The organism is Porticoccus sp., assembly GCA_023261185.1.
Lineage (GTDB): Bacteria > Pseudomonadota > Gammaproteobacteria > Pseudomonadales > Porticoccaceae > Porticoccus > Porticoccus litoralis.
Window position 1 is genome coordinate 22567 of the sequence record JALRJN010000004.1, and the last position, 24250, is coordinate 46816.

19 protein-coding genes and 1 pseudogene are annotated in these 24250 nt (G+C 52.0%); 10 read left to right on the forward strand and 10 right to left on the reverse strand.

Annotated features, from left to right (window positions below):
* The first annotated feature begins 47 nt into the window (after positions 1–47).
* The 3 genes from ACYZYZ_RS00430 to dnaQ are packed head-to-tail and all read left to right on the forward strand — an operon-like array spanning position 48 to position 2050.
* Positions 48–875, forward strand: coding sequence for a methyltransferase domain-containing protein (locus ACYZYZ_RS00430; protein WP_461482873.1), 828 nt, complete (start codon positions 48–50; stop codon positions 873–875).
* Positions 872–1315, forward strand: a complete 444-nt coding sequence (gene rnhA, locus ACYZYZ_RS00435; protein WP_305170852.1) for a ribonuclease HI — start codon at positions 872–874, stop codon at positions 1313–1315. Before ACYZYZ_RS00430 ends, rnhA begins: the two co-directional genes overlap by 4 nt.
* 27 nt (positions 1316–1342) lie before the next feature.
* Entirely contained in the window at positions 1343–2050 is a 708-nt protein-coding gene (dnaQ, locus tag ACYZYZ_RS00440) for a DNA polymerase III subunit epsilon (protein ID WP_305170851.1), read from the forward strand.
* A 9-nt stretch (positions 2051–2059) separates the two neighbouring features.
* On the opposite strand, the gene nhaB is transcribed toward dnaQ, so the two are convergent.
* Positions 2060–3562 carry a sodium/proton antiporter NhaB gene (gene nhaB / locus ACYZYZ_RS00445; protein WP_461482874.1) on the reverse strand — a complete coding sequence of 501 codons (1503 nt, stop codon included), beginning with the start codon at positions 3560–3562 and terminating at the stop codon, positions 2060–2062.
* Positions 3563–3716: 154 nt separating this feature from the next.
* Here nhaB and ACYZYZ_RS00450 point away from each other — a divergent pair, with 154 nt between their 5' ends.
* From ACYZYZ_RS00450 to ACYZYZ_RS00460, 3 genes are read left to right on the forward strand one after another with little or no spacing between them, the layout of a single operon-like run.
* The gene (locus ACYZYZ_RS00450; RefSeq protein ID WP_461482875.1) at positions 3717–5372 is read left to right on the forward strand and encodes a hypothetical protein; all 1656 of its coding nucleotides are present in this window, start codon (positions 3717–3719) and stop codon (positions 5370–5372) included.
* Positions 5345–6214 carry an NAD(+) diphosphatase gene (gene nudC / locus ACYZYZ_RS00455; protein WP_461482876.1) on the forward strand — a complete coding sequence of 290 codons (870 nt, stop codon included), beginning with the start codon at positions 5345–5347 and terminating at the stop codon, positions 6212–6214. Before ACYZYZ_RS00450 ends, nudC begins: the two co-directional genes overlap by 28 nt.
* Positions 6215–6216: 2 nt before the next feature.
* The gene (locus tag ACYZYZ_RS00460; protein ID WP_305170847.1) at positions 6217–6864 is read left to right on the forward strand and encodes a cation/multidrug efflux pump; all 648 of its coding nucleotides are present in this window, start codon (positions 6217–6219) and stop codon (positions 6862–6864) included.
* 61 nt (positions 6865–6925) lie between these two features.
* Here ACYZYZ_RS00460 and ACYZYZ_RS00465 read toward each other — a convergent pair.
* Positions 6926–7854 (reverse strand): annotated as a pseudogene (locus tag ACYZYZ_RS00465) (beta-keto acid cleavage family enzyme).
* Between the two features lie 457 nt (positions 7855–8311).
* On the opposite strand from ACYZYZ_RS00465, the gene sohB reads away from it, so the two are divergent.
* Positions 8312–9337, forward strand: coding sequence for a protease SohB (sohB, locus tag ACYZYZ_RS00470; RefSeq protein WP_461482877.1), 1026 nt, complete (start codon positions 8312–8314; stop codon positions 9335–9337).
* Between the two features lie 132 nt (positions 9338–9469).
* Here sohB and ACYZYZ_RS00475 read toward each other — a convergent pair whose 3' ends face one another.
* The 3 genes from ACYZYZ_RS00475 to ACYZYZ_RS00485 form a co-directional block, all read right to left on the reverse strand.
* Positions 9470–10636, reverse strand: a complete 1167-nt coding sequence (locus ACYZYZ_RS00475) for a cation:proton antiporter (RefSeq protein ID WP_461482878.1) — start codon at positions 10634–10636, stop codon at positions 9470–9472.
* Positions 10637–10717: 81 nt separating this feature from the next.
* Complete coding sequence (locus ACYZYZ_RS00480; protein ID WP_461482879.1) at positions 10718–11206, reverse strand: DUF934 domain-containing protein; 489 nt, start codon at positions 11204–11206, stop codon at positions 10718–10720.
* Complete coding sequence (locus ACYZYZ_RS00485) at positions 11190–12854, reverse strand: nitrite/sulfite reductase (RefSeq protein ID WP_461482880.1); 1665 nt, start codon at positions 12852–12854, stop codon at positions 11190–11192. Before ACYZYZ_RS00485 ends, ACYZYZ_RS00480 begins: the two co-directional genes overlap by 17 nt.
* Positions 12855–13089: 235 nt before the next feature.
* On the opposite strand from ACYZYZ_RS00485, the gene ACYZYZ_RS00490 reads away from it, so the two are divergent.
* Positions 13090–13221 (forward strand): hypothetical protein, encoded by a 132-nt coding sequence (locus tag ACYZYZ_RS00490; protein WP_305170841.1) that lies wholly within the window; start codon positions 13090–13092, stop codon positions 13219–13221.
* Between the two features lie 98 nt (positions 13222–13319).
* Here the strand turns inward: ACYZYZ_RS00490 and ACYZYZ_RS00495 are convergent, their stop codons facing one another.
* Together ACYZYZ_RS00495 and metH are read right to left on the reverse strand one after the other, a co-directional pair.
* Positions 13320–13544 (reverse strand): DUF2970 domain-containing protein, encoded by a 225-nt coding sequence (locus tag ACYZYZ_RS00495; protein ID WP_305170840.1) that lies wholly within the window; start codon positions 13542–13544, stop codon positions 13320–13322.
* Position 13545: 1 nt separating this feature from the next.
* Positions 13546–17235, reverse strand: coding sequence for a methionine synthase (metH, locus tag ACYZYZ_RS00500; RefSeq protein WP_461482881.1), 3690 nt, complete (start codon positions 17233–17235; stop codon positions 13546–13548).
* Positions 17236–17415: 180 nt separating this feature from the next.
* Between metH and nfuA the strand changes: the two genes are divergently transcribed.
* Together nfuA and ACYZYZ_RS00510 are read left to right on the forward strand one after the other, a co-directional pair.
* Complete coding sequence (nfuA, locus tag ACYZYZ_RS00505; RefSeq protein ID WP_461482886.1) at positions 17416–17997, forward strand: Fe-S biogenesis protein NfuA; 582 nt, start codon at positions 17416–17418, stop codon at positions 17995–17997.
* Positions 17998–18084: 87 nt separating this feature from the next.
* A complete protein-coding gene (locus ACYZYZ_RS00510) occupies positions 18085–18678 on the forward strand; it encodes a TetR/AcrR family transcriptional regulator (RefSeq protein WP_461482882.1) in 594 nt (197 codons plus the stop codon).
* Positions 18679–18753: 75 nt separating this feature from the next.
* Here the strand turns inward: ACYZYZ_RS00510 and ACYZYZ_RS00515 are convergent, their stop codons facing one another.
* From ACYZYZ_RS00515 to ACYZYZ_RS00525, 3 genes are all read right to left on the reverse strand, one after another.
* A complete protein-coding gene (locus ACYZYZ_RS00515; RefSeq protein WP_461482883.1) occupies positions 18754–19818 on the reverse strand; it encodes a 3-deoxy-7-phosphoheptulonate synthase in 1065 nt (354 codons plus the stop codon).
* A gap of 107 nt (positions 19819–19925) precedes the next feature.
* Positions 19926–23318 carry a UvrD-helicase domain-containing protein gene (locus tag ACYZYZ_RS00520; RefSeq protein ID WP_461482884.1) on the reverse strand — a complete coding sequence of 1131 codons (3393 nt, stop codon included), beginning with the start codon at positions 23316–23318 and terminating at the stop codon, positions 19926–19928.
* The coding region (locus ACYZYZ_RS00525; protein WP_461482885.1) for a PD-(D/E)XK nuclease family protein at positions 23315–24250 on the reverse strand (936 nt) is incomplete at its 5' end. The genes ACYZYZ_RS00525 and ACYZYZ_RS00520, both read right to left, overlap by 4 nt.

Sequence of the window (24250 nt, forward strand, 5' to 3'; positions counted from 1 at the left end):
TACCCATAATAAACAACAGGGTCGAAAAGGTTAATCCGGGTTTCTGAATGCGATTACAGGAGTGGTTCAAGGGGATAGTTGAATATCTGGACCTTCGCCATGCTGTGTTGCCGCTGGCCGATTCGCAACAGGCGCTGGATAGCTGGTTCCATACCCGTCAGGGTGAATTGTTACTTCGTCGGGAACAGCAGGCACTCGAGCAATTAATGCCCTCCACTGAGGCCCACCGGATGCTCTACCTGGGTGCGGGAGCCTGTCGCCTGTTGGGTGATGATTATCACCATTTACATAGTTTCTGTATCAGTGCCTCACCCTCCGGTACTGGCAATGCTGGCGCCGTCGCTGATTTTGATGCGTTGCCGTTGCCTTCCGAGACCATTGATACGGTTCTGTTGCACCATGCACTGGAATTTTCGCAATATCCCCATGAGGTGTTGAGTGAGGTCGCCAGAGTACTGACTCCCGGCGGCCAAGTGATCTTGGTCGTGTTGAATCCGATCAGCCTGTTTGGAATCGCCAAGTGGCCGGCCAGACTCTTTTCAAACCACCTGGGCTGGCGACACCATAGCCTGCGCAACCGACGTCTGCTGGATTGGTTACGGCTACTCAATCTGCAACCTGAGAAAGCCGTATCCGGATGTTTCAGTTGGCCTCTGGGGTGTGGTGACAGTTGTCAGGAACCCGGTCCACTGGAGCGGGCCGGTCAGAGGCTTCGGCTGCCCTGGGGCGCTTTTTATATTGTGCGTGCAAGAAAATATACCGCGAGGCTGACACCGGCGGGCTCTCGACTGTGGCGCTCAATCAGTGCGCCGCTGGTGCCGGGTATTGAGAAGTCTGCTATGAGAAAGTCCCCACACAGGAAGAAAGTAGATTGAAAGAAGTAGAAGTTTTTACAGATGGCGCTTGTCGTGGAAATCCCGGCCCAGGCGGATGGGGTGCGTTGCTTCGCTACGGAGGGCATGAGAAGGAACTCTATGGTGGTGAGGCCATGACGACCAACAACCGTATGGAGCTGACGGCAGCCATAGAATCACTGGCAGCGCTGACTCAGCCCTGTAAGGTGAGCCTGACGACGGATTCCGAGTATGTACGGCAGGGCATAACCAGTTGGCTGGAGAACTGGAAAAAACGTGGCTGGAAAACCGCTGCCAAGAAACCGGTAAAAAATGTCGACTTGTGGCAAAAGCTTGACGAGGAAGTAGCCAGGCATGAGGTTGAATGGCACTGGGTCAAGGGACATAGCGGCCACCGTGAAAACGAACTGGCAGATCAACTGGCCAACCGGGGGATTGATGAACTCCCCGTTAATGGATAACAGCAAACACTACCCAAAGGTAATCATATGCGCCAGGTTGTTCTGGATACTGAAACTACCGGTCTGGAAACTACACAGGACCACCGCATTATCGAGATCGGCTGTGTCGAAGTAATCAATCGTCGTCTCACCGGCCGTCACTACCACCAGTATATCAACCCCCAACGGGAAGTCGATGATGGCGCGCTGGAAGTGCATGGCATCAGCAACGAGTTTCTCGCCGACAAACCCCTGTTTGAAGCCATCGCCGAAGACTTTCTGGCATTCATCGAGGGTGCCGAGCTGGTAATCCACAATGCGCCCTTTGATGTCGGTTTTATCGATCACGAATTTGCCAAGCTGAAAGGCTATGGTAAAACCCTCGATTACTGTTCCGTGGTCGATACCCTGGTGATGGCCCGCCAACGGCATCCCGGTCAGAAGAACAATCTGGACGCACTCTGCAAACGTTACGATGTGGACAACTCACAGCGGGATCTGCACGGCGCATTGTTAGATGCCGAGATTCTTGCTGACGTCTATCTGATGATGACCGGCGGTCAAGTGGATCTCGGGTTTGGAGGTCACGGTGCCCGTGGCGGTGTGTCAGGGGGAGAAGCGATCAGACGGTTGTCAGCTGATCGGAAGCCGCTCAAAGTGATCAAAGCCTCTGATGAGGAAATCGAAGCCCACAATGCACAACTGGCCCGCATTGAGCAGGCCAGTGGCGCGTGTCTTTGGTTGTCTAAGGACTAGCCTTATAACTTAAAGAATAAAAACAACACTGATAATGCCAACACCGGAAAGTACGATGGTGTAAGGCAGTGCCATAATTACCATGCGTCCGTATGACAAACGAATCAGTGGGGCCAGCGCTGAAGTTAACAGGAACAGAAATGCAGCCTGACCGTTCGGGGTGGCAACACTGGGCAGGTTTGTACCGGTGTTGATGGCAATAGCCAGCAGATCAAACTGTTCGCGACTGATTTTTCCTGCTTCAAATACAGCCTTCACTTCGTTGATGTATACCGTAGCTACAAACACGTTGTCACTGATCATGGATAGTACACCGTTGGCGATAAAGAACATCACCGGCTGAATGCTCTGGTCCATGGCGAGCACCGCGTTAATAATCGGTGAGAACAGATGCTGTTCATGAATCACTGCGACGACAGCAAAAAACACCACCAGTAGTGCGGTGAAGGGAAGCGCCTCTTCAAATGCGTGGCCAATCTGGTGTTCTTCTGTGACACCATTAAAGGCGGTTAGCAACACAATAACGGTCAGGCCGATCAGTCCCACGGCCGCCAAATGCAATGCCAGACCAACCACCAGAAAAATGGCCACCAGGGCTTGTACAATAAGGGTCGCACGGTGCCTGTTGGTCAGCTTTTTGGATTCCTCAACATTGAATTCCTCGAGAACGGTGCGGACGTTTGTTGGAATAACTGCGCCATAACCAAAAATGCCAGTTTTCTCCAGCAGCAAGCAAGTCAGTAACCCACAGACCAGAACTGGCATGGTGACTGGTGCCATGACGAGGAAAAAGTGGATAAAGCTCCAGCCGGCCTTTTCGGCAATCAGCAAATTCTGGGGTTCACCCACCAGGGTGCAGACACCACCCAGTGCCGTTCCCACCACACCGTGCATGATTAAGCTGCGCAAAAAAGAACGAAATCCTTCCAGGTCTTCCCGGTGATATTCCATCACGGATACGTCGCTGGAATGGTCGTGGTCATGGTGTACTTCCTTACCGGAAGCAACCTTGTGATAAACGGAATAGAAGCCAACGGCGACACTGATCAATACAGCGGTCACAGTCAATGCGTCGAGAAAAGCAGATAAAAAGGCGCCTGTGATACAGAAAAGCAGTGACAGAACAGCTTTGGATCGTACACCGATCAAAATTTTAGTGAAGGTAAACAGCAGCAGATCGCGCATGAAATAGATGCCTGCCACCATAAACATCAGAAGAAGGATAACTTCAAAATTTCCAATGGCTTCATGGTAAACGGTTTCAGGTTGGGCCAGTCCCAGGAAAATGGCTTCAATAGCGAGCAAGCCACCGGGCTGCAGCGGATAGCACTTAAGCGCCATTGCCAACGTAAAAATGAACTCGATAATCAGCAGCCAGCCGGTCACAAAAGGGCCAACGGTAAAAACCAGAACAGGGTTAATAGCCAGAAAGCCCAAAATGGTGTATTTGTACCAGTCTGGGGAATTGCCAAGAAAGTTTTTCGTGAATGCCTGGAACATGGATTGGGACATGAAGGGTTCCTTTTTATTTGTTTGGTCTATCTCGGGCTCAAACGCAGGGAGCTAATGGTGTTATTATCGGAGACCATCTGGTGACGAAAAAACTATCCCGGGCCTCGTGGTTTTGTAAACTTTCGGCCTGCAATTATAAAGGGTGAATGCGTTAATGTATCCAATAAATCCCCAAGTTATTGCGATGGTGCAGGAAGAGCTTGAAAAAGAAGTGCTCGCCCTGATGCAATTGCTTGAAGATGCCGCTGACCGCGTCGATTTGGAGAAGTTTAAGGGACACCTTACGGCTCTTTCAGGGGCTTTGAAAGTTCTGGAGTTGCCCAGCGCCACTGCTTTTATGCAGGCGGTTTCAGAGCTGGCGGATACCCCGGTTCAACTGGCATCTGGCTCCTATGAAGCCAAGGCTGTTTACGCTGCGTTGCAAAGCTTTTCTGCCTACCTGCAGCAACTGGCAAATCTCAAGCAGGACAACTTGATGTTGTTGCTTCCGGAGATCAACGAATTGCGTGCCGTGGCTGGTAAGCCAGTGATGGACGAAAGAGATGCAGTACGTGATTGCACACCGGAAAATTTACCACTGCTCAATGTTTCGCTGCGAACCGAGGATGAGCGGCAGGTCGTTGCTTCGGTAAGACGTCTGTTTCAGCAAGGTTTGGTACACGCCTTCCGGGGAGTAAATCGCAAGGCTGCTATCAAGGTTATGGCCCACGGCGTACACCGGTTGCGCAAGACACTCACTGAACCTGCCGAGCGCGATTATTGGTCCCTGTTGTTTGAAATTCTCAGTGCGATGCATCGTGGCACACTGGGTTTTGAGCAGAGCCTGCTCAAAACACTGATGAGTGTGGAAAAGCAGTTGCGTGTTATGGAAGAGAACCGTGATGCGAGCGCGTTTTATCCGCTGGATATCCAGCAAAGAGCGCTGGCTTTTTTCGCCCTGTCCGGATTGCAGAGTGACGGTGCCAAGAAACTGGCGAACAAGCTGGGTGTTACTTCGCCCGGCATAACCAGTCAGGAAATTGCGGAGAGCCGGAACAGCTTCACGGGGGATAGCGATAAGCCCCTCGGTGTATTGCTGGAGGCAATCGCCGAGCAAGTTGATCAGCTCCGGCAGCAACTTGATGAAGGTATGACGTCAGACGCGGATCCAGCGGAACGTTGTGAAGAGCTGGTAGCCGGGCTTAGTCTGCTGGGCGAGTTATGCGAACAGAGCCACCTGAAACTTGCCAGTCAACGATGCCAGGTTCATGTTGCCGGTATTGAAAGCCTGCAGGGCGGTCAATTGCCCATGCAGCTCTATGAGCAACTGGCCGATACGTTGCTGTACCTGGACTGTATCCTGACGGAGTTACAGTCCCAAGCGCCTTCGGAATCCCGCATTGCCAAGGTGAACACACGCAGCCTCAAACAGGTCGTGGAAAACAATATTGTTGAACATGCAGAGAGAAGGGCGCTTCAGGAAGCCAATGATCACCTGTCAGTGGTCATGCAGATGACAGCAGATTACTGTGATGGTATAGCCGGTGATGAAGTCGCCGAACCGCTGCTGGATAATTTCAAACTGATTCTCGGGCCGATGGGTATGCTGGAGCTCACCCGTGCCGAGAATGTTGCCCGGCGCTGCCTGGAGATTCTTAATCGCTGCGTTACTTCCGGCGGAACCGTGACGCTGGCCTCGACGATGGAAGTGTTTGCTGACGCCATTGTCAGCCTCGAGTATTACTTGCAAAACCGTCGCTGGAACCGCAATTTTGACGACGCAGTGCTCAGTGTGGCTGAAGAATGCTTGTTGACTCTGGAAGCAGCCTAACACCAGCGCTGATGGGTAATTCAGAACACCACTTTGTACCTTGTTCCTCTCTGCCTGAGGGTATCCATAAAACCCCGCTGCTAATTGCCGTTAATGGACAACAGGTTGCCTGCGCTACAGAGAGCTCAGGGGACGTTTTCCTCTCGGAGTTTCTCGCCCCATCACTCAACGGGACAAAACATTTACTGGGCGTGTTCGACGGGCAACCCTGTTATGTAGTGGATGCATCCACTGCCGAGCTGCCCTCCGGGATGTCTTTTGTTGCGCTTCGTTCTTTGCTGGGCGATCTGGATGAAACCCGTTTTCAATTGGCGGGTAGAGCTTGTCAGATCGTGCAGTGGGATAAGCAGCACCGTTATTGCGGTCGCTGCGGCCGGGCGACTACTGTTATTCCCGAAGATCGCTCCCGTTCCTGCGGTACCTGCGAGGAGCGCTTCTATCCGCGCTTGTCCCCCTGTGTCATTGTGGTGATCCGTCGTGGCGAGTATTGCCTGTTGGCGAGCAGTGCCCGCTGGGAAGGGCGCTATTACAGCGCGCTGGCCGGTTTCATTGAACCGGGGGAAACCGTCGAGCAGGCGTTGCATCGTGAAGTGATGGAAGAAGTCGGTATTCGGGTTTCCAACCTGACCTATTTTGCCAGCCAACCCTGGCCGTTTCCCGGACAATTAATGCTGGGCTTTCACGCCGACTACCTGCGCGGTGAGATTCAGGTAGATGGTGAAGAGATCGTCGCAGCGGACTGGTGGCATTACCGTGATTTGCCTCCTCACCCGGATGAAAATACGTTATCAGGCCAACTTATCCGCCATTTTGTCGCCACCTGTCGAGAAGCGGAGAGTTGATCATGTCACTTCCCATCTCGATCATTATGGTTGGTGCCATTCTGTTACTGTTGCTTGGGCTCAAGGCGTTGATCGGGCAGGGTATGCTGGCGGCTGTTCTGCGCTCCGCATTGGGCTTGCTACTGTTAGCGGGTAGCGCGGTATTATTTTTAGCTGGATATGACCTGCACAGCTATCGATCCCTGCTGGACGAGCAGGCTGTGGTCACCATGCAGTTTCAGAAGCTGCAGTCCCAGCGCTACCGTGTCATTCTGGTGGAAAGTAACGGGGAGCAATACCGCTATCACCTGAGCGGCGATCAGTGGCAGCTGGATGCGCGCATAGTGAAATGGCATCCGACTCTGGCCAGCCTTGGCTTCAAATCGCTGTATCGCCTCGATCGCTTAAGTGGCCGTTATGCCGATATCCGCCAACAGCTTGAGGAACCGGCCAGTGCACACCAGCTGGTTGAACCACCCACCGACTTTGACACATGGATGCTACTCAAAAAATTCCCGGGTCTGGGACGGTGGATTGACGCGCAATATGGCAGCGCCACCTTTTTGCCCATGGCCGATGGTGCTGTCTATGAAGTCAAACTGGCTTTTGGTGGCATGTTGGCTCGCCCCGTCAATCCCGAGGCGAAACAGGCCGTGTCGACATGGCGATAATCTGTCATCGCCTTTTTTCTAGAGAGAACAACCCGAAATCACGGCCTTTTTGAGGAGGTGGTTAGAATGCCACCTTCTCTTTACCTTTCAATTCAAGAATAGCTCGAGCCTCGTCTGGAGTTGCGACTTCCAGCCCCAGTCCTTCAATGGTTTTACGCACCTGATAGACCTGTTCGGCATTGGTTTTAGCCAATTCTCCACGACGTAACCACAGCGAGTCTTCAAGTCCTACCCGAACATTGCCCCCATGGAGGCTGCCATGGCTGCCACGCGCATTTGATTGGAACCGGCAGCCAACACTGACCAGCGGTAATGATCCCCAAAGAGACGATCCGCAGTTCGCTTCATATGCATGACATCCTCGGGATGTGCGCCAATGCCACCGAGCAAGCCAAAACAGGTTTGAATAAACAAGGGAGCCTTAACAATGCCTTCTTGATAGAAGTACTGGAGATTGTAGAGGTGGCTGGTGTCGTAACACTCGAATTCGTAGCGGGTTCCGGTTTTGTTAAGTGTATCCAGCGCGTAGCGAATATCTTTAAAGCTGTTACGAAATACCAGGTCGTGGGAGCCCTCGAGCATTTCCGGCTCCCAATCATGCTCAAACTCTTTGAAGCGTTTTAACATGGGAAATAGGGCAAAGTTCATCGACCCCATATTTAGACTGGCGACCTCTGGTTGCCAATGCTCAGCGGGTTTAACGCGGTATTCAACGGGCATGAAGGGGGATGCGCCGGTGGTTATGTTTACTACGACATCCGAGCGGCTTTTGATTGCCTTAAGAAACGGGGCGAAATCTTCAGGGGTATGTACCGGCCGTCCATCCACAGGGTCCCTGGCGTGCAGGTGAACGATAGCGGCGCCTGCTTCAGCGGCACCCAGGGCAGATTCAGCAATTTCCTCGGGTGTTACCGGCAGGTAGGGCGACATGGAAGGGGTATGTATGGAACCCGTGACTGCACAGGAAATAATTACTTTTGACATCGTCATCACCACTTTTTGAGATTGAACTTTTGATTTAAGTGCTCTCAATCAGGTTGGCTGATTGATGGAGATGGTCTTGCTCAAATGAATACCGCCCGCAATTTGGTTGATCATTCCGAAGTAATACAACAAACGGGTCTTCTGGTCGTGAAGCTGACGTTTATAGTCAGATAGCAAAACGCATCAGTAAAAGTCGAGCGTTAACGTCTCATGCGTCGAGGCGCTGGATGGATAGTGTGGGTGAGCTTTCGAGAGCACCACCTAAGGCTGTGACTATCCAGCCGGGAGAGCCATCCCGTACGGCATGAATAAAGGGGATGTGCGATAGGACTGCCAACAGATATAGGATATGGTTAACAGTCATAGGTAACATACAATAACTTTCTGGTGATGCCGTCAACTGTTTTGGTGGCCTGACCCAATGAGCTTTAATTGAAAAATTATGATGTAAGGGGAACTGACGTTGGATTATTTGCTGCAATATGGATTGTTTCTGGCGAAGGCCATTACTCTCATTATTTCCCTGGTTGTGGTGATAGGTATTGCCATCGGCCTGAGCAATCGCGCCCGCAAACATGCCGAGGGTGAGCTTGAGGTCGAGCAACTAAATGAGACGTATGAGCAGATGAGTAATGTAATACAGCTGGCTACCCTCCCGCCGGGAAAGCGTAAGTTGTGGCACAAGGAAAAAAAGAAATCGGACAAAGATAAAAAAACCAACTCGGAAATCAGAAGCAGGGTTTTTCTGCTGGATTTCAAGGGAGACATGCGTGCGTCGGCTGTGGCTAGTCTACGCCAGGAAATTACGGCCATTCTTACCCAGGCAAAACCGGAAGATGAGGTAGTTGTTCGCCTGGAAAGTGGTGGTGGCATGGTGCATAGCTATGGTCTTGCCGCCAGCCAGTTGGACAGGATTCGTCAGCAGAATATTCCGCTCACTGTATGTGTTGATAAGGTGGCGGCCAGCGGGGGTTATATGATGGCCTGTGTCGCCAACAAAATCCTTGCCGCGCCCTTTGCCATGATCGGCTCTATCGGCGTTGTGGCACAGCTACCAAATTTTAATCGCCTGTTGAAAAAACACGATGTCGATGTGGAGCTGCATACTGCTGGTGATTACAAACGCACCCTGACGATGTTCGGGGAAAATACAGAAGAGGGCCGGGATAAATTTATTGAGGACCTGGAAGAAATCCACAACATTTTTAAAGACTTTGTGAAAAATCACAGACAAGCTGTTGATATTAATGAAATCTCTACAGGGAAAGTATGGCTTGGCTGCCATGCCCTTGATAAATCACTGGTGGATGAACTCAAAACCAGCGATACCTATCTCGTCGAACGCTCAGCCGAGGCGGACATCTTCCAGGTCAAGTTCGTCTATCATAAAAGTCTGCCAGAAAAATTTGGCCTAGCGGCTGAGAGTCGCGCAGATAGTTTTTTAATGCGTTGGCTGGATAGGACCCGGAAACAGCAGTTTTTTTCCTGACGGACATTCGTTTATTTTGCGCAACGTCAATTTGCTGGGAGAGGACTGTGTGGAACAGCCTCTGCCAAAGAAGGCCGTTATCTGGTTAATATTAATCGTTGATAACGGCTGAAGAAGGCCGACCGCCACATGTTAGTTTCGCCGCAATCGTTCGCTGACTGCGATCGGATTCGGGAAGTTGAATATCACGATATAACTCGACAGCAGGAAGGTCAGAATCGCGGCAGCCTGTATCAGGTGAGATGCCTGAACACTGATCAGAGAGGCGTTGAAAGCCACATAGGCAATCAATAACGAAAATTCACTGATCTGTCCGAGGCGAAAGCCAATATCCCAGGCCAATACCTTCTTTTCGCTCTGCCGACCCAGCAGGAAACGGAAAATCGCCGGTTTCAGAATCAGCATCGTCCCGCCAAGTGCCACAGATGCCAAGGCAATTTCCGGTAACAGCCCAAGATTGAATCCCGCGCCCAGGGAAAAGAAAAACATGATCAGGAAAAAATCCCTGAGAGGTTTCAGTGTCAGGGCAATGTGTTGGGAGATTGGGCTGGAGGCGAGGGTGATGCCCGCGAGGAATGCGCCGATTTCTCGCGACAGTCCTACGACTTCAGCGAGCTCCGACAAACCCATACACCAGCCGATGGCGAGCAGAAAAATATATTCGCCCATCCGATCGAATTTGGCGATCAGTTTCAGTAAGACCCAGCGGACAAAGGCCCAGGCAAACAGGATCAGTAGCGGCAGCGCTAATAGGGTGAAGCCGATCTGCATGACATTAATCTGTCCACCTTCACCACTGAGCAGGACCAGTAATACAAAGATTGCCAGAAAATCCTGCATCAGCAGTAAGCCGATCATCATGTCACCGATATGACGGTGGTGAAGAATGGTGGTTGGTAGCAGCTTGATACCAATAATGGTGCTGGAAAACATCATTGCCGCACCGATAATCAGACATTCGGTAGAGTTGAAGCCAAACAGGTGGGCGATCAGATAACCGGCAGCAGCGAAGAGTGCGGAGCTAATCAGAGTCACTACGGTGACTTTTCTGAGCGCGGTCATCAGCGATTGAGGCTGAAGATCCAGGCCCAACAGAAATAGCAGAAAAATAATGCCGATTTCGGAGATTTCAGACAGCAGGTGGACATCCTGTACCCAACCAAGTCCGTAAGGACCGATCAGTGCACCCAGAGCGATGTAGGCTACAAGCAGGGGCTGCCGACCATAAATGGCCAAAGAGGCAATAATGGCAGCGCCGGTGAATATCAGGAAGAACGACTGAAAAACGGCTTCATTCATAGGGGTACTCCACAACCCCTATTGTGAGGTACGGGTGGAGGGGCAGCAAGTGCCGGTTGCAGTATGCAACCGGCTATTCACTTACTGATCGCGCCGGAAGTGAGGGTTAGGCTGGTCTGCAGCGTTTTGATAGGTGACGCTGAAATCCTTCAGCGACTCCAAAGCAGCTTCCAGGTCCGTATCTTCTGGCAAGACGAATGAATCAAAACCGCAGCGCTTCAGGTAGAAAAGCTGGTCGCGATTGGGGTTGCCTATGGCGCGCAATTGGCCATTGTAACCAAAGCGCTCTCTAAGCAGTCTGGCGGTAGAAAATCCGCGACCGTCAGTAAATGAGGGGAAATTTACAGCAATCAATGGGAATTGGTTGGCGTCTTCCCCTAGCGCTTCCACATCTTCATCACTGTCGATCCACAGCCCCAATACGGCTATTCGGATGGACTCCTTGTTTTCGAGCCAATACTTCATGGGTGCCAGGGACAATTGGTTCTCTGGCAGATTGCCGGAATAGTTTTTGGGCAAAACTACCCACTTGTCGTCAACAATTTTGTCTTTATTAATGATTTTTGGCATAGACGCTCTCCTTAAATGGGTCGAGGCCGATGCGGCGATAAGTGTCAATAAACAGCTCATCACCCAGGCGGTTATTGATATAGACATCAAGAATTCGACTGATGATGTCAGGCATTTCTTCGCGGCCAAATGAGGGTCCCAGAACGTTGCCGAGCGCGGCGTCATTCTCGGAGGAGCCGCCCAGTTGGACCTGATAGAACTCCTCACCCTTTTTGTCGACGCCCAGAATACCGATATTGCCGACATGGTGGTGTCCACAGGCGTTCATACAGCCGGAAATATTGAGACTCAGATCTCCGAGATCATAGACGTAATCCATGTCGTCGAAGCGGCGTTGAATGGCTTCTGCAACCGGGATGGATTTTGCATTCGCCAGGGAACAGAAATCACCGCCGGGGCAGCAGATCAGGTCAGTCAGTGTGCCGATATTGGGTGTGGCGAAACCGCCAGATTTGGCTTCCTGCCACAGGGCATGGAGGTCGGATTTTCTGACATCGGCCAACACCAGATTCTGGTTGTGGGTGGCGCGAATCTCACCGAAGGAATATTTGTCGGCGAGGTCGGCAATGGCTTCCAATTGGCTGTCGGTCACGTCACCAGGTGCAACGCCAGTCGGCTTCAGTGACAGGTGGACAATACTGTAACCGGCGACACGATGTTTCAGCGTGTTGCGTTCCAGCCATTTCGCGAAGGCTATGTTGTCGGCACTCAGGGCTTGCAGTGCTGCCTCTTCGGTGGCGTCATCCAGAACCTGGTAATCCGGGAGAGTGAAGTATTGTTTCACCCGGTCCACTTCTTCCTGTGTGAGTGTGCAGGGGCCATCCTTAATGTGAGACCACTCAGCTTCAACCTTTTCGGCAAAGACTTCGGGGGTCCAGGCGCGTACCAGAATCTTGATCCGCGCCTTGTATTTATTAGCACGATTACCATAGCGGTTATAGACACGCACGATGGCATCCAGGTAGCCAAGAATGTGCTGCCAGGGAAGGAATTCGCGAATGACACTACCGATTACCGGGGTACGGCCTAGACCACCACCGACATACACCTTGAAACCCAATTCGCCTTCATCGTTACGCAACAGCTGCAGGCCGATATCGTGAACAAGGATGGCTGCGCGGTCGCTTTCTGAGCCGCTCACGGCAATTTTGAACTTGCGCGGCAGGTACGCGAATTCCGGGTGGAAGGTTGACCACTGACGCAGAATTTCACACCAGGGGCGGGGATCTTCGATTTCATCCTCAGCCACACCGGCATACTGGTCGGAAGTTATATTGCGAATACAGTTACCGCTGGTCTGTACAGCATGCATCTGTACTTCCGCAAGCTCGGCCAGAATGTCCGGCACTTCTTCAAGCTGTGGCCAGTTGAACTGAATGTTCTGGCGGGTTGTGAAATGGCAGTAGCCCTTGTCGTAATGGCGGGCGACGTGCGCCAGTTTGCGAAATTGCCCGGCATTGAGTAGGCCATAGGGAACAGCAACCCTCAGCATGGGTGCCAGGCGCTGGATGTAAAGTCCATTTTGCAGGCGCAGTGGCAGGAACTCTTCGTCAGCCAATTCCCCAGACAGGTAGCGTGATGTTTGCCCCCGGAACTGGGCAACGCGCTCCTCGATAATTTTCTGATCGTGTTCAGTATAACGGTACATAGTGTCTGTAATTTCTCCTGTGCCAGGTGGCAGAAAGCCGCGAATTCTACAGGTTAACGCGCGGTCTGTCAGTCGGATGTGGATAATAGCGGCAGCGCCCACGGATTTGAAAAACTTTTTCTCTCTAACCAGGTTGCGTTGGGTAATAAAGGATTCACCACGATAATAGGGACATCGTTTAGTGATGTTGCTACAATGCGCCCGCCGTTCGTCCCAGCCTGGAGGTACAAGAACTATGAACAATCAAGTTGATGCAGTTATGGAAGCAGAAAAAAATGATGGCGACAGCTGTGCTGATGCCATTGCAGCTATTGCAACTGTCTGTTTATTTGTAGCGACAGTGATTTTCTGGTTGAGCAATCAGTAACTGCTGCATTAAAAAAGGCGGCCATTGGCCGCCTTTTTTTGTGTCTGATTTTTGCTACTGCCGCTTAACATCTTCTCCTGGACGCTTATTTTCGGTGTTTACATACCCCGACTACTCAACACCATCTTGACGACTGTAATCACGCAGAAAATAAATATCACGGTGAAAATTAACCCGGAGGCCACATAGGCGTATATGTTCCCGTGTTTAAAATCGCGCTCGCGGTTTTTATTGCTCTGAACACCGAAAAAGGCAGCCATTGTACTGAAAACAATTTGCCAAAAACCGGGTTTCTTCTCGTTGTCGGGGTCGGGTTTATTCATGTCAATCTTCCAAGATCGGACTAAGCCAGCGTTTCATCTGTTCCACGGAGACCTGTTTTCGCTCCGCCAAGCTTTCCAACTGATCCTTCTGTATTTTACCCGTATTGAAATATTTTGCCTGCGGGTGAGAGAAGTACAGTCCGCTCACCGAGGCAGCAGGCAGCATGGCAAAACTTTCTGTGAGGGAAATGGCGGTTTTGTCGGTGACTTCCAGTAACCGGAACAGCGTGTCTTTTTCACTGTGATCCGGGCAGGCGGGGTAACCGGGAGCAGGGCGTATACCCCGATAGTGTTCCCTAATTAGTGCCTCGGCATCCAGGTTTTCATCGGGGGCATAGCCCCAGAATTCCTTGCGTACCCGCTCGTGCAGATGTTCTGCAAACGCTTCTGCCAAGCGGTCTGCCAGGGCCTTGACCATGATGCTGCTGTAGTCATCACCTTGGGATTCGTATTCGTTAGCCAGCTCGTCAGCCCCGATACCAGCGGTGACGGCAAATGCACCGATATAATCCGCCACGCCACTTGCTTTCGGGGCAATGTAATCGGCCAGCGACAGTAATTCGTCCCCAGCACCGAGCTTGCGGACCTGCTGCCGGATCTGGTGCAGGGTGCCGAGCACCTCGGTTCGAGAATCGTCACTATAAATTTCAATATCATCGCCGTTTACTGTATTTGCTGGCCAGAGGGCAAAAACCCCCTGGGCTTTCAATCGATGCTCATCGAGCAACTTGGCGAGCATGGTTTGTGCGTCACTAAACAGGTTTCTGGCGGCTTCGCCCACTTTTTCATCATCAAGAATTTTCGGGTACTTGCCTGCTAGTCCCCAGGTGATAAAAAAGGGAGTCCAATCAATGACTTCAACTAGCTTTTCCAACGGATAATCATTCAGTATTTGCAGCCCCAAGACCGAAGGTTTTACAGGCGTGTAGCTTGCCCAATCTGTGGTGAGTCCTGCTTTGCGGGCTTCCGTATAGGGGAGTGTGGTTCCCTTGGGTTTGCGGTTGGCTGTTCGCTGGCGGACCTGCTCGTATTCAAGTTGGATATCGGTGACGAACGCATCCCGCAGGTCTTTACTCAGCAGCTTGCTGGCGACACCCACAGCGCGAGAGGCATCCGGGACGTAGATTGTCTGATTACGCTTGAACTTGGGGTCGATCTTGACAGCCGTATGCGCTTTGGAGGTTGTCGCCCCACCAATTAATAGCGGAAAGTCGAGTTGCTGCCGTTCCAGTTCACTGGCGATGTGTACCATCTCGTCCAGTGAGGGGGTAATCAGCCCGGAGAGGCCAATAATGTCAACGGCCTCTTCCTTTGCTGTTTGAATGATTTTTTCCGCGGGCACCATAACTCCGAGATCAATCACCTCGTAGTTATTGCAGCGCAGGACCACACCGACAATATTTTTACCAATATCGTGGACATCGCCTTTGACCGTCGCCATCAGGATTTTTCCATTGGCTTCAGCCCCTTCTTCCTTCTCCGCTTCAATATAGGGTTGCAGGTAAGCAACGGCCTGTTTCATGACCCGCGCGGATTTGACCACCTGGGGCAGGAACATTTTACCTTCCTGAAAGAGGTCGCCGACCACATTCATACCGTCCATCAGTGGACCTTCAATGACATGCAAAGGACGGTCAGCCTCCTGTCGTGCGGCTTCAGTATCCTCTTCGATAAAGCCGGTAATCCCTTTCACCAGAGCATGTTCCAGTCGTTTGGCAACTGGCCATGAACGCCATTCCAGGTCTTCTTTTTTCTCTTCGGTTCCATCACCCCGGTATTTCTCGGCGATATTAAGCAGGTTCTCGGTGGCATCGGTATGGCGGTTAAGGATGACGTCTTCAACTCTGTCGCGCAGTTCTGCAGGCAGGTCGCTGTACACGGCTAGCTGACCTGCATTCACGATTCCCATACGCAAACCGGCATGGATGGCGTGATACAGGAAGACAGAATGGATGGCTTCTCGCACGGGGTTGTTACCGCGGAACGAGAACGAGACATTACTGATTCCGCCGGAAATCAGAGCGCCAGGTAGGTTGGCGGTTATCCAGCGTGAGGCATCAATAAAGTCAACCGCATAATTGTTGTGTTCATCGATACCGGTGGCGACGGCGAACACATTGGGGTCAAAAATGATGTCGTTAGGTGCAAAGCCCACCTGGTTGACCAGAATGTCATAGCTTCTTTGGCAAATTTGCTGACGTCTGGCCAGGTTGTCCGCCTGGCCCTCTTCATCAAAGGCCATGACCACTACCGCAGCACCATAGCGCAGACAGAGTTTTGCCTGCTCAATGAACGATGCTTCGCCTTCCTTGAGGCTGATGGAGTTGACTACACACTTGCCCTGGGCCCACTTCAGGCCAGCCTCAATCACATGCCACTTGGAGGAGTCGATCATCAGGGGGATGCGAGAAATATCCGGCTCGGTGGCAACCAGTTTGAGAAAGGTTGTCATCGCCTCGATGGCATCCAGCATGCCTTCGTCCATGTTGATATCAATGATCTGGGCACCATCCTCCACCTGCTGGCGAGCGACATCGAGGGCAGTATTGTAATCACCCTCGAGTACCAACCGTTTAAAGCGGGCAGAGCCGGTCACATTGCAGCGCTCGCCCACGTTCACAAACAGTGAGTCAGCGGTGATGTTGAATGGTTCGAGGCCTGAGAGCCGGCAGGCGGGGGCAATTTGGGGGATGTCGCGAACCGGGAATTTGGCGACGGACTCAGCGATCGCTCGGATATGTGCAGGAGTGGTTCCACAGCAGCCACCAATAATGTTAACCAGACCACTCTGGGCAAATTCGGTCACAATGGCCGCCATTTCCTCGGCGCTTTCATCGTATTCGCCGAACTCATTAGGCAACCCGGCATTGGGGTGAGCACTGACGAGTGTGTCGGCAACCCGTGATAACTCTTCAATGTGGGGGCGCAGTTCTTTAGCACCCAGCGCACAATTCAGGCCAATGGAAAAAGGTTTTGCGTGTGACAAAGAATTCCAGAAGGCTTCCGGAGTTTGCCCCGACAGAGTGCGCCCGCTGGCATCGGTTATCGTGCCGGAGATCATAACCGGGAGGGTCACGCCCAGTTTTTCGAAGGTTCCCTGAACGGCAAAAATGGCGGCTTTGGCATTCAGTGTGTCAAAAATGGTTTCAATCAGGATGAGATCAGCACCACCTGCAATCAGCCCCTCTGTGGCCTCGTTATAGGTTTCCACCAGTTCGTCAAAGCTGGTGTTTCGTGCGCCGGGATCATTGACGTCCGGAGAAATAGATAACGTGCGGCTGGTGGGGCCGAGTACGCCGGCAACCCAACGGGGTCGATCCGAGGTGGCGATGCTATCACAGGCCTGTCTTGCGACACGTGCTCCCGCTTCGTTGAGTTCGCGAACCAGCGATTCCATACCGTAATCGGCCATGGATACTGTCGTGGAGTTGAACGTGTTGGTCTCCACAATATCAGCGCCAGCATCCAGATAGGCGCGGTGAATGGCCTCAATCGCATCTGGCTGTGTCAGTGATAACAGGTCATTGTTGCCCGCTACATCCTGATGCCAGTCTGCAAAACGCTCGCCGCGATAATCGGCCTCACTGAAACGATGAGACTGAATCATGGTACCCATGCCGCCATCCAGAATCAGGATTCGTTGACGAGCGGCTTCGTAGAGGGCATCAATGCGGGTCTGTCGATTATTCAAGGCGTTTTCCATCTGACATCTGGTAAAGAAAGGGGCGCATTCTAACAGAGTTTCAACGTGTTGCTGAGGGAAGAGTCGGCTCTTCAGCAGGATAAAACCCGTTTGAATGATTGTGGTGCATACTCAACACTGCTAGAATACATGACTAAATTAGTCGGGTATATCAATCAGGTTGTTTTCATGCTCAATATCACTATTACCGAATCCGCTCAGCAGTATCTTGGTGGCCTTCTTGCCAAGCAGGATTGCGAAGGTATTGGGATTCGTATGTTCGTTACTGACCCTGGCACGCCGAAGGCAGAAACCTGTATTGCCTACTGCCGTCCAGGCGAGGAAAAAGAGGACGATGAGGTGATGGAACTGACAAGTTTCAAAGTCTACTTTGAGCATCGCAGTCTGCCTTTTCTGGTGGATGCCAAGGTGGATTATGCCGATGACAAATTTGGTGGCCAGTTGACCATTCGTGCTCCGAACTCCCGTATGCCGCAAGTGAATGACGATAGCCCGGTTGAAGACAAGATCAACTACCTGCTTTACGATGAAATCAACCCGGGATTGGCCGCTCACGGTGGCATGATCACCCTGGAAGAGGTGGTGGACGATATTGCCATACTGCGTTTTGGCGGTGGCTGTCAGGGGTGTGGCATGGTAGATGTGACATTGAAAGAAGGTGTCGAGAAAACCATGTTGGAGAAAATTCCCGAGCTGAAAGGGGTTAGAGACGTAACCGACCATTCTGACCGCAGTCAGTCGTATATCTGAGATATTAGACAGCCGCCTGACGAGGGGTATACACTCAGCAACTGTCTGCAAATAATAAAAAAACCGTCTAAACCGCCGGGAGAACAGATGCCGCGTCAACCCGAGTTTGATAGAAACCAGGTACTGGACAGGGCCCTTGACCTGTTCTGGTCCCATGGTTACGAATCCAGCTCCATTAGCAAACTGCTCGATGCTATGGAAATGAACCGTGGCAGTCTGTACGCCGCTTTTGGCGGTAAAAGCAACTTGTACATTGAAGTTCTTGACCACTACATGGATATGCTGCGCCGTGAACTCTTCAGTTGTTCTCTGGCAAAGCAAGATGATCCCAAGGGCGCTATTACAGGTTTTTATCAGAAAGTTTTCATAGAATATGAAGATAAGGATCAGCTGGCCAATGGCTGCCTGTTTTTTAATACTATCAATGAACTCAACAAGACGGAGCCCAAGTTAGCGAACAAGGCAGTTGAAGCGATTGAATGGATTAAACAGCTGTTCGTTGCCCGATTGACTGAGGCGCAGCAGGCCGGGTTCATCAAGCGGGAGAAGAGTGCGGAATCCCTGGCGGACTACCTGATTGGTTTGACCGCAGGTCTTCGCTCCTTGTGTAAATCCGGCGCGTCTCCGGAAGTGTTGCAGCAAGTGATCGATACCGGACTTTCTCCGGTGTTTGGTGATTGATCGAAGAGCTAACATTGAAAGTAATCAGACATATAAAAAAAGGGCCGTAAGGCCCTTTTTTTATACTTTCAACACTCAGCGGTTGGGGAGTACATCCCTCAATTTCTCATTCATTTCCTTCAGTGACTGCTCGGTAGCCTCCCAACCAATGCAGGCATCGGTGATCGATACCCCATATTCCAGCTCTTTAAGATCGGCTGGAATCTTCTGATTGCCTGGCTTCAGGTTGCTTTCGATCATCAGGCCAATAATAGACTTGTTGCCTTCGATAATCTGATTAGTGACATTTTCCATCACCAGCGGTTGTAGCTCGTGGTTTTTGTTGGAGTTGGCGTGGCTGCAGTCCACCATGATGTTGACGGGGATACCGGTTTTTTCAAGTTCCTGCTCAGCCAGACTGACACTGACCGAATCGTAATTGGGTTTGCCGTCACCGCCACGAAGCACCACGTGAGCGTATGGGTTGCCCGCCGTGGTAATAATTGCCACTGAACCTTCAGAGTTGATTCCCAAAAACCGGTGCGGGCTAGCCACAGATTTCAGCGCATTCATGGCGACAGTGAGGCTGCCATCGGTGCCGTTTTTGAAGCCGACTGCAGAAGACAAGCCAGATGCCATTTCACGGTGTGTCTGGGATTCCGTGGTGCGGGCGCCAATGGCTGACCAGGAGATCAGATCCTGCATGTACTGAGGAGAGATGGGGTCCAGTGCTTCTGTGGCAGTGGGCAGACCGATTTCAGCAATATCCAGCAACAGCTGACGTCCCACGTGAAGGCCTTCAGAGATTTTGAAGGAGTCGTTCAGGTAGGGGTCGTTAATCAAACCTTTCCAACCGGTGGTGGTACGGGGTTTCTCGAAATAGACACGCATGACGATAAATAGCGTCTCACTGACTTCATCTGCCAGTTTCTTCAAACGGTTTGCATAATCTTTGGCAGCGTCCACATCGTGGATGGAGCAGGGACCAACTACCACCAGAAGACGAGGGTCCTTGCGATCCAGAATGTTCTGAATGGTGAGGCGTCCTTCGGTAATGGTTTTGCGCGCCGCGTCCGAAATAGGCAGTTCCTTTTTCAGGTCGCGGGGTGTGATCAACACGTCCTGGGACAGGATGTTGATATTTTCAACAGCTTTAGTCATTGGGTTACCAGATAAATCGTTTTGTTCCAGTTCGGCCGGGCATTCTACATGAATTTGCCTGAATCGTGGCAGTGGACAGCGATTTTGCCTTTATTGACAGAATCATGCTATCCCGGACAGATGTGTAGTTTTTGTATCAGGGGGAAATACAGGGCGCATTGAATGGGAAAATCATCGCTCCCCTCTAATAACTGGGCATAGCGGCTTAGCTGTTCCCCGTATTGTTCTTGCTGGTGTTGTAGAAATTCTGCTTCGGTTTGTCCTTCATGCGGTTGCGCTGTTTTGTAGTCGATAATCCAGCGTGATCCCTTGCGGATAAAGGTTCTGTCGATAACGGCAGTGCGAAAATTCCCCTTATGGTCCTGATAACCGAGGGCGTACTCGCAGGCGCTTTGTGGATGGCTGTGATCGAATATCCAGTGCGAGTTCTTATCTTCGATGCAATTAATGACGGCCCGCTGGAGAATAGACAGCGCACTTCGGGTATCGCACAGTCCCAATTGTCGCAGCTGGATATCCCAGAACGGCTGCCTTTCTGCCACAGTTTGTGCAGACCAGCGTTCGATACCTTCCAGCGTGATTTGGTGAAGTATTCGATGGAGCACTGTTCCCGTGTGTCGAGCGGTGTGATCATTTTTCACCTGCGAGGCGGAACTCGTCAGTGACGCTGATGGGGTATCACCGTGTAGATTATCCCCTTGAGGAAGAGTGGGAATCGGTGGAGTCCAGCTGGGAGGAAGGCGTTTAAGCGTGGTCAGTTTTAATGCCAGCGGCTTTCTGGCGTCGTTGTCTCCTTGGTACTGATACCACCGCATAGACTCGGACCGAGACGTAAAGTCGTCCGCTATCGCTGGCCAGAGGCTGCCTAACAGGCTGTTTTTAACCGGCTCGTCGTTTGTTTTCATGGTGCATAACAGGTGCAGGCGCTTGATGGCACGTGTCATACCCACATAAAGCACACGAGCGATCTCCTGTCGGGTTTTGAGTTTGCGTTCCCGGTCGAGATGAAGATAGAGGCTATCTTTATCCTGCCCAATTTCCGCCGTTGGGGCGATTAGCAACTGACTGCCACCCTGTTTGCTGACCCGTTCCTGCCACAGCAGCAGCTGAGGGTCCTCATTGCGGGGCTTGCGATTGAGTCCGGGAATAATCACGGTGTCGAACTCAAGCCCTTTGGCCTTGTGAATGGTCATGACATGCAGGTGCGGATCCGCATTCTCGTCTGGTGTGGCGTATAACGCCTGAACATCCCGTTCAAAGGTCTGCCAGTCCGGCACGGTGCCGGCATGGTCGTGGGTTTCCAGAAGGTCCAGATATTGTTGGCATTGCTCCAGCTCTGTGACCGAGCTGAGTGCGACGGGACCACCCAAGGCCTCCCAGGTCCCTTCAATCCAGCAGCGTAGGGGTTTGCGTTGCCGTTGGTGCCAGGCTTCTACAAGCACAGGTGCCACACGTTGCATGATGGTTCTGCCAGCCGTCGACAATTGCTCCAGAACTGCGCTCGATTGCAGTTGGGATAACAGCAAGGGAAAGCCTTTCTGTTCTGACCGCCCTTTGATGGTGGTGGCCAGATGGAGCAGATCATGGTGATCGAGGCCACACCAGGGCGCGCGCAGTATGGAAAGCCATGCGATGCGATCAGCCGGTGATAACAGCGCTCGTGTCAGTGACATCAAGTCAATAACCGGCATGCAGCTGGCCAGGGGATCAATGTCCGAAGTCTGCCAGCTATGGCCAGCTTGGCGCAGTGCACTGAGAATTTCCGGGAGGTGAGTGCGGTTGCGTACCAGTATGGCGATGGAACCATCGGGGTTTTCACCCTTGGCTTCGGTCACCAGTTCGACCACACGTTGTGCTTCCGCCTCGCGGTCCGGGTAGTCCAGAAAGGCTTCCAGGGTCACGGCAGACCCTGACATCGCCTCGTGAAACGCAGTGGCTGGACTGTAGGGGACAGCACCGCGAGCGATATTTTCTTCCGCGGGAAATACCGCGGGAAAGTGCTCGTTGATCCATTGGATAATGCCCGCCTGTGAGCGAAAGTTGACAGTGAGATCCAATGGTTCGAGTTGGATTTGCCCGATGGGCTGGGTGCGGGCCTCCAGAAACAGCCCTACATTGGCATTGCGAAAACCATACAGGGATTGCATGGCATCACCGACGATGAACAAGCTGTGCCCATCATTGGACTGCCAGCCTGCGGTCAACTGTTTAAGTATCTCAAACTGGGCGGTGGAGGTGTCCTGAAATTCGTCGGTCAGGATATGCTTAATCTGGTAATCAAGCCTGAGAGCCAGCTGCGAGGGATCGTCTTCACTGCCTAACGCTCTTAATGCCGCCAGTGTGATTTCAGTGAAATCACAGGCTTTGATTTGTTGAAAGTGCAGGCTTAATGCCGCAGCCAGGGTCGGAAGCAGCTGGCACAGGGCATCGAGAGCCTGCCACTGGTTATCAGGGTAGGTGTGATAGGGCAGGAAACGCACGTCCTCAAGGGTGTCCTGCAGGCCGGGGATCTCCCTTAATTCCGATAGCAAAGCCTTCATGCGATCCTTACGGGCTTTTGCCAGTGATTTATCGCCGTCAACATCTGTCGGAAAGCCTACGTTCTTATTCAGGCTAAGACGCCACTGATTACTGGTGGTCAGCAGTAATTCACAGAGACCAAGCCACTGCTCAAGACGATCCCCATTGCCTTCGGGAAGGGCTGTCATACCCAGGCATGAGGCAATTTTTGACTGCTGCTTTTCCTTTGGTAGTTGTGAGGCCGCGAAATCCGCCAACGAGGCCAATTCACTGCCAAAAGGGACGAGCTTTCTGTGCGCGCTGGACAAAACTTCGTAGATGGCGACTTGCAGATTCTGTTCCAGATAGGCCTTCGCATCCCTGGCACTCAGCAACGGGCTGATCCATTGTTCACGTTTTTGCAACAGCTCTACCAAGAGCTGCTCCAGTTTATTGAGATCGTTGTCCAGATGACGCAGCAGCGTGCCTACGGCGGTTCCCAGCAGGGACTGTTGTTCCAGCGCCGGTAACAGCAGCTCAGCGATAACCTGCCGATAGTGGGGAAGGGGGTTGTCCAACGGTTCCACCTGGTCGCCAAAGCCACTGTCGGCAGGAAGCTGTCTCGCGAGATTGAGGCAGAAACCGTCGATGGTGAGAATTCTCAGCCTGTTCGGAGTCTGTAAGAGCTGCCAACCCAGTGCCTTATCCCTATCCAGAGCCGTGCGGGCCAGTTCGAGCGTGACACGCTGATGTTCACTGGTGTCCGTTACCTGCTGGTCCGCCTGCTGGAGGGCTCGAATGATTCTCTGACGCATTTCCCCTGCAGCTTTGCGGGTAAATGTCATACATAAAATTTCTTCCGGGGCATCAACGGTGGATAACAGGCGAAGCACGCGCTGGGTGAGCAGTTCTGTTTTACCCGAACCGGCCGGAGCAGCTACCGCAAAGGAGCGGTTAGGGTCTAACGCAATTCGGCGCTGTTCGGCGTCAGATATCGTCATTCGTCGTTTTCCCCATCACTAGACGTCGTCATTTCTGCAGCGCGATTTAGTGGTTCGAGAGCAGCCGAAAACTGTCGGCTTTGAGGATGGTGAAACTCCACGGCGGCGTAACCCTGTTTGAACTCTTCACCCAGTTGATTGAGCGACTGTTGCCACTGTTCAAGTAGTTGCTCCCAGCTGTCAGGCTCGCTATTTTTTCCCCTGGGGGGAATGACACCAGGTAACAGACCTTCACTGTTGGTATAACCCAGGAACTTCTGCTCACTGCTGTTGATTTGGGCAAAGCACACTGCGGCGACAGGTGTTTCACTGCATAACAGGTAAAGGGGAAGTTGAGGTTCTTCCGGGCGCTCACCAAGCCAGCGCCGAGTGGAAGCTGAGCCGGTTTTATAATCGATAATAATTCGTTCTCCAGAATCCAGCGTATCGATACGATCGATGGTCATTCTCAGGGGTAAGCCGGCGAATTCTGTATCCATACGTTTTTCCATGCCAGCCACTGCAAATGGCTGACGGGTTTTTTCCACATCTAGCCATGACAGTAATAACTTACGCAGTCGTTGCTGTTCCAACGTTGTAAATACCGGGCCAAACAAGTCCCGTTGGTTCTTTTGGAATTCCCGAACGGCAGACTGGGTTACCTCGTCCACAAGCTGATGAAGCGCTTGCTCATCCATAGCCACTAGCCGGGCCTGATTCTCCAGTCTGGCCCAGAGCAGCTCGAGACACCCATGAACCAGGTTGCCCCGTTCCATGGCGGACAGGCCTGGAGAAGGATCCGGTGGTTGTCTGGCACCAAGGCGGTGGATGGCAAATGCATTGAAGGGGCAGCTGGCCTGCTGCTTGAAAATACCGGTACCACCACGGATAAGCTCCTGTGCCGTGTCCAATGGTGGAGCATATTCGCAGGACAGGGTTTCAAGGGCCACAGA

Bases quoted from the DNA above. Each gene is read 5' to 3' on its own strand.
- dnaQ (WP_305170851.1), top strand. From the start codon at position 1,343: ATGCGCCAGGTTGTTCTGGATACTGAAACTACCGGTCTGGAAACTACA.
- ACYZYZ_RS00430 (WP_461482873.1), top strand. From the start codon at position 48: ATGCGATTACAGGAGTGGTTCAAGGGGATAGTTGAATATCTGGACCTT.
- ACYZYZ_RS00495 (WP_305170840.1), bottom strand. From the start codon at position 13,544: ATGAATAAACCCGACCCCGACAACGAGAAGAAACCCGGTTTTTGGCAA.
- nhaB (WP_461482874.1), bottom strand. From the start codon at position 3,562: ATGTCCCAATCCATGTTCCAGGCATTCACGAAAAACTTTCTTGGCAAT.
- nudC (WP_461482876.1), top strand. From the start codon at position 5,345: ATGCTTGTTGACTCTGGAAGCAGCCTAACACCAGCGCTGATGGGTAAT.
- ACYZYZ_RS00485 (WP_461482880.1), bottom strand. From the start codon at position 12,854: ATGTACCGTTATACTGAACACGATCAGAAAATTATCGAGGAGCGCGTT.
- ACYZYZ_RS00475 (WP_461482878.1), bottom strand. From the start codon at position 10,636: ATGAATGAAGCCGTTTTTCAGTCGTTCTTCCTGATATTCACCGGCGCT.
- ACYZYZ_RS00520 (WP_461482884.1), bottom strand. From the start codon at position 23,318: ATGACGATATCTGACGCCGAACAGCGCCGAATTGCGTTAGACCCTAAC.
- ACYZYZ_RS00460 (WP_305170847.1), top strand. From the start codon at position 6,217: ATGTCACTTCCCATCTCGATCATTATGGTTGGTGCCATTCTGTTACTG.
- ACYZYZ_RS00490 (WP_305170841.1), top strand. From the start codon at position 13,090: ATGAACAATCAAGTTGATGCAGTTATGGAAGCAGAAAAAAATGATGGC.
- ACYZYZ_RS00515 (WP_461482883.1), bottom strand. From the start codon at position 19,818: ATGACTAAAGCTGTTGAAAATATCAACATCCTGTCCCAGGACGTGTTG.
- ACYZYZ_RS00450 (WP_461482875.1), top strand. From the start codon at position 3,717: ATGTATCCAATAAATCCCCAAGTTATTGCGATGGTGCAGGAAGAGCTT.
- ACYZYZ_RS00480 (WP_461482879.1), bottom strand. From the start codon at position 11,206: ATGCCAAAAATCATTAATAAAGACAAAATTGTTGACGACAAGTGGGTA.
- nfuA (WP_461482886.1), top strand. From the start codon at position 17,416: ATGCTCAATATCACTATTACCGAATCCGCTCAGCAGTATCTTGGTGGC.
- ACYZYZ_RS00510 (WP_461482882.1), top strand. From the start codon at position 18,085: ATGCCGCGTCAACCCGAGTTTGATAGAAACCAGGTACTGGACAGGGCC.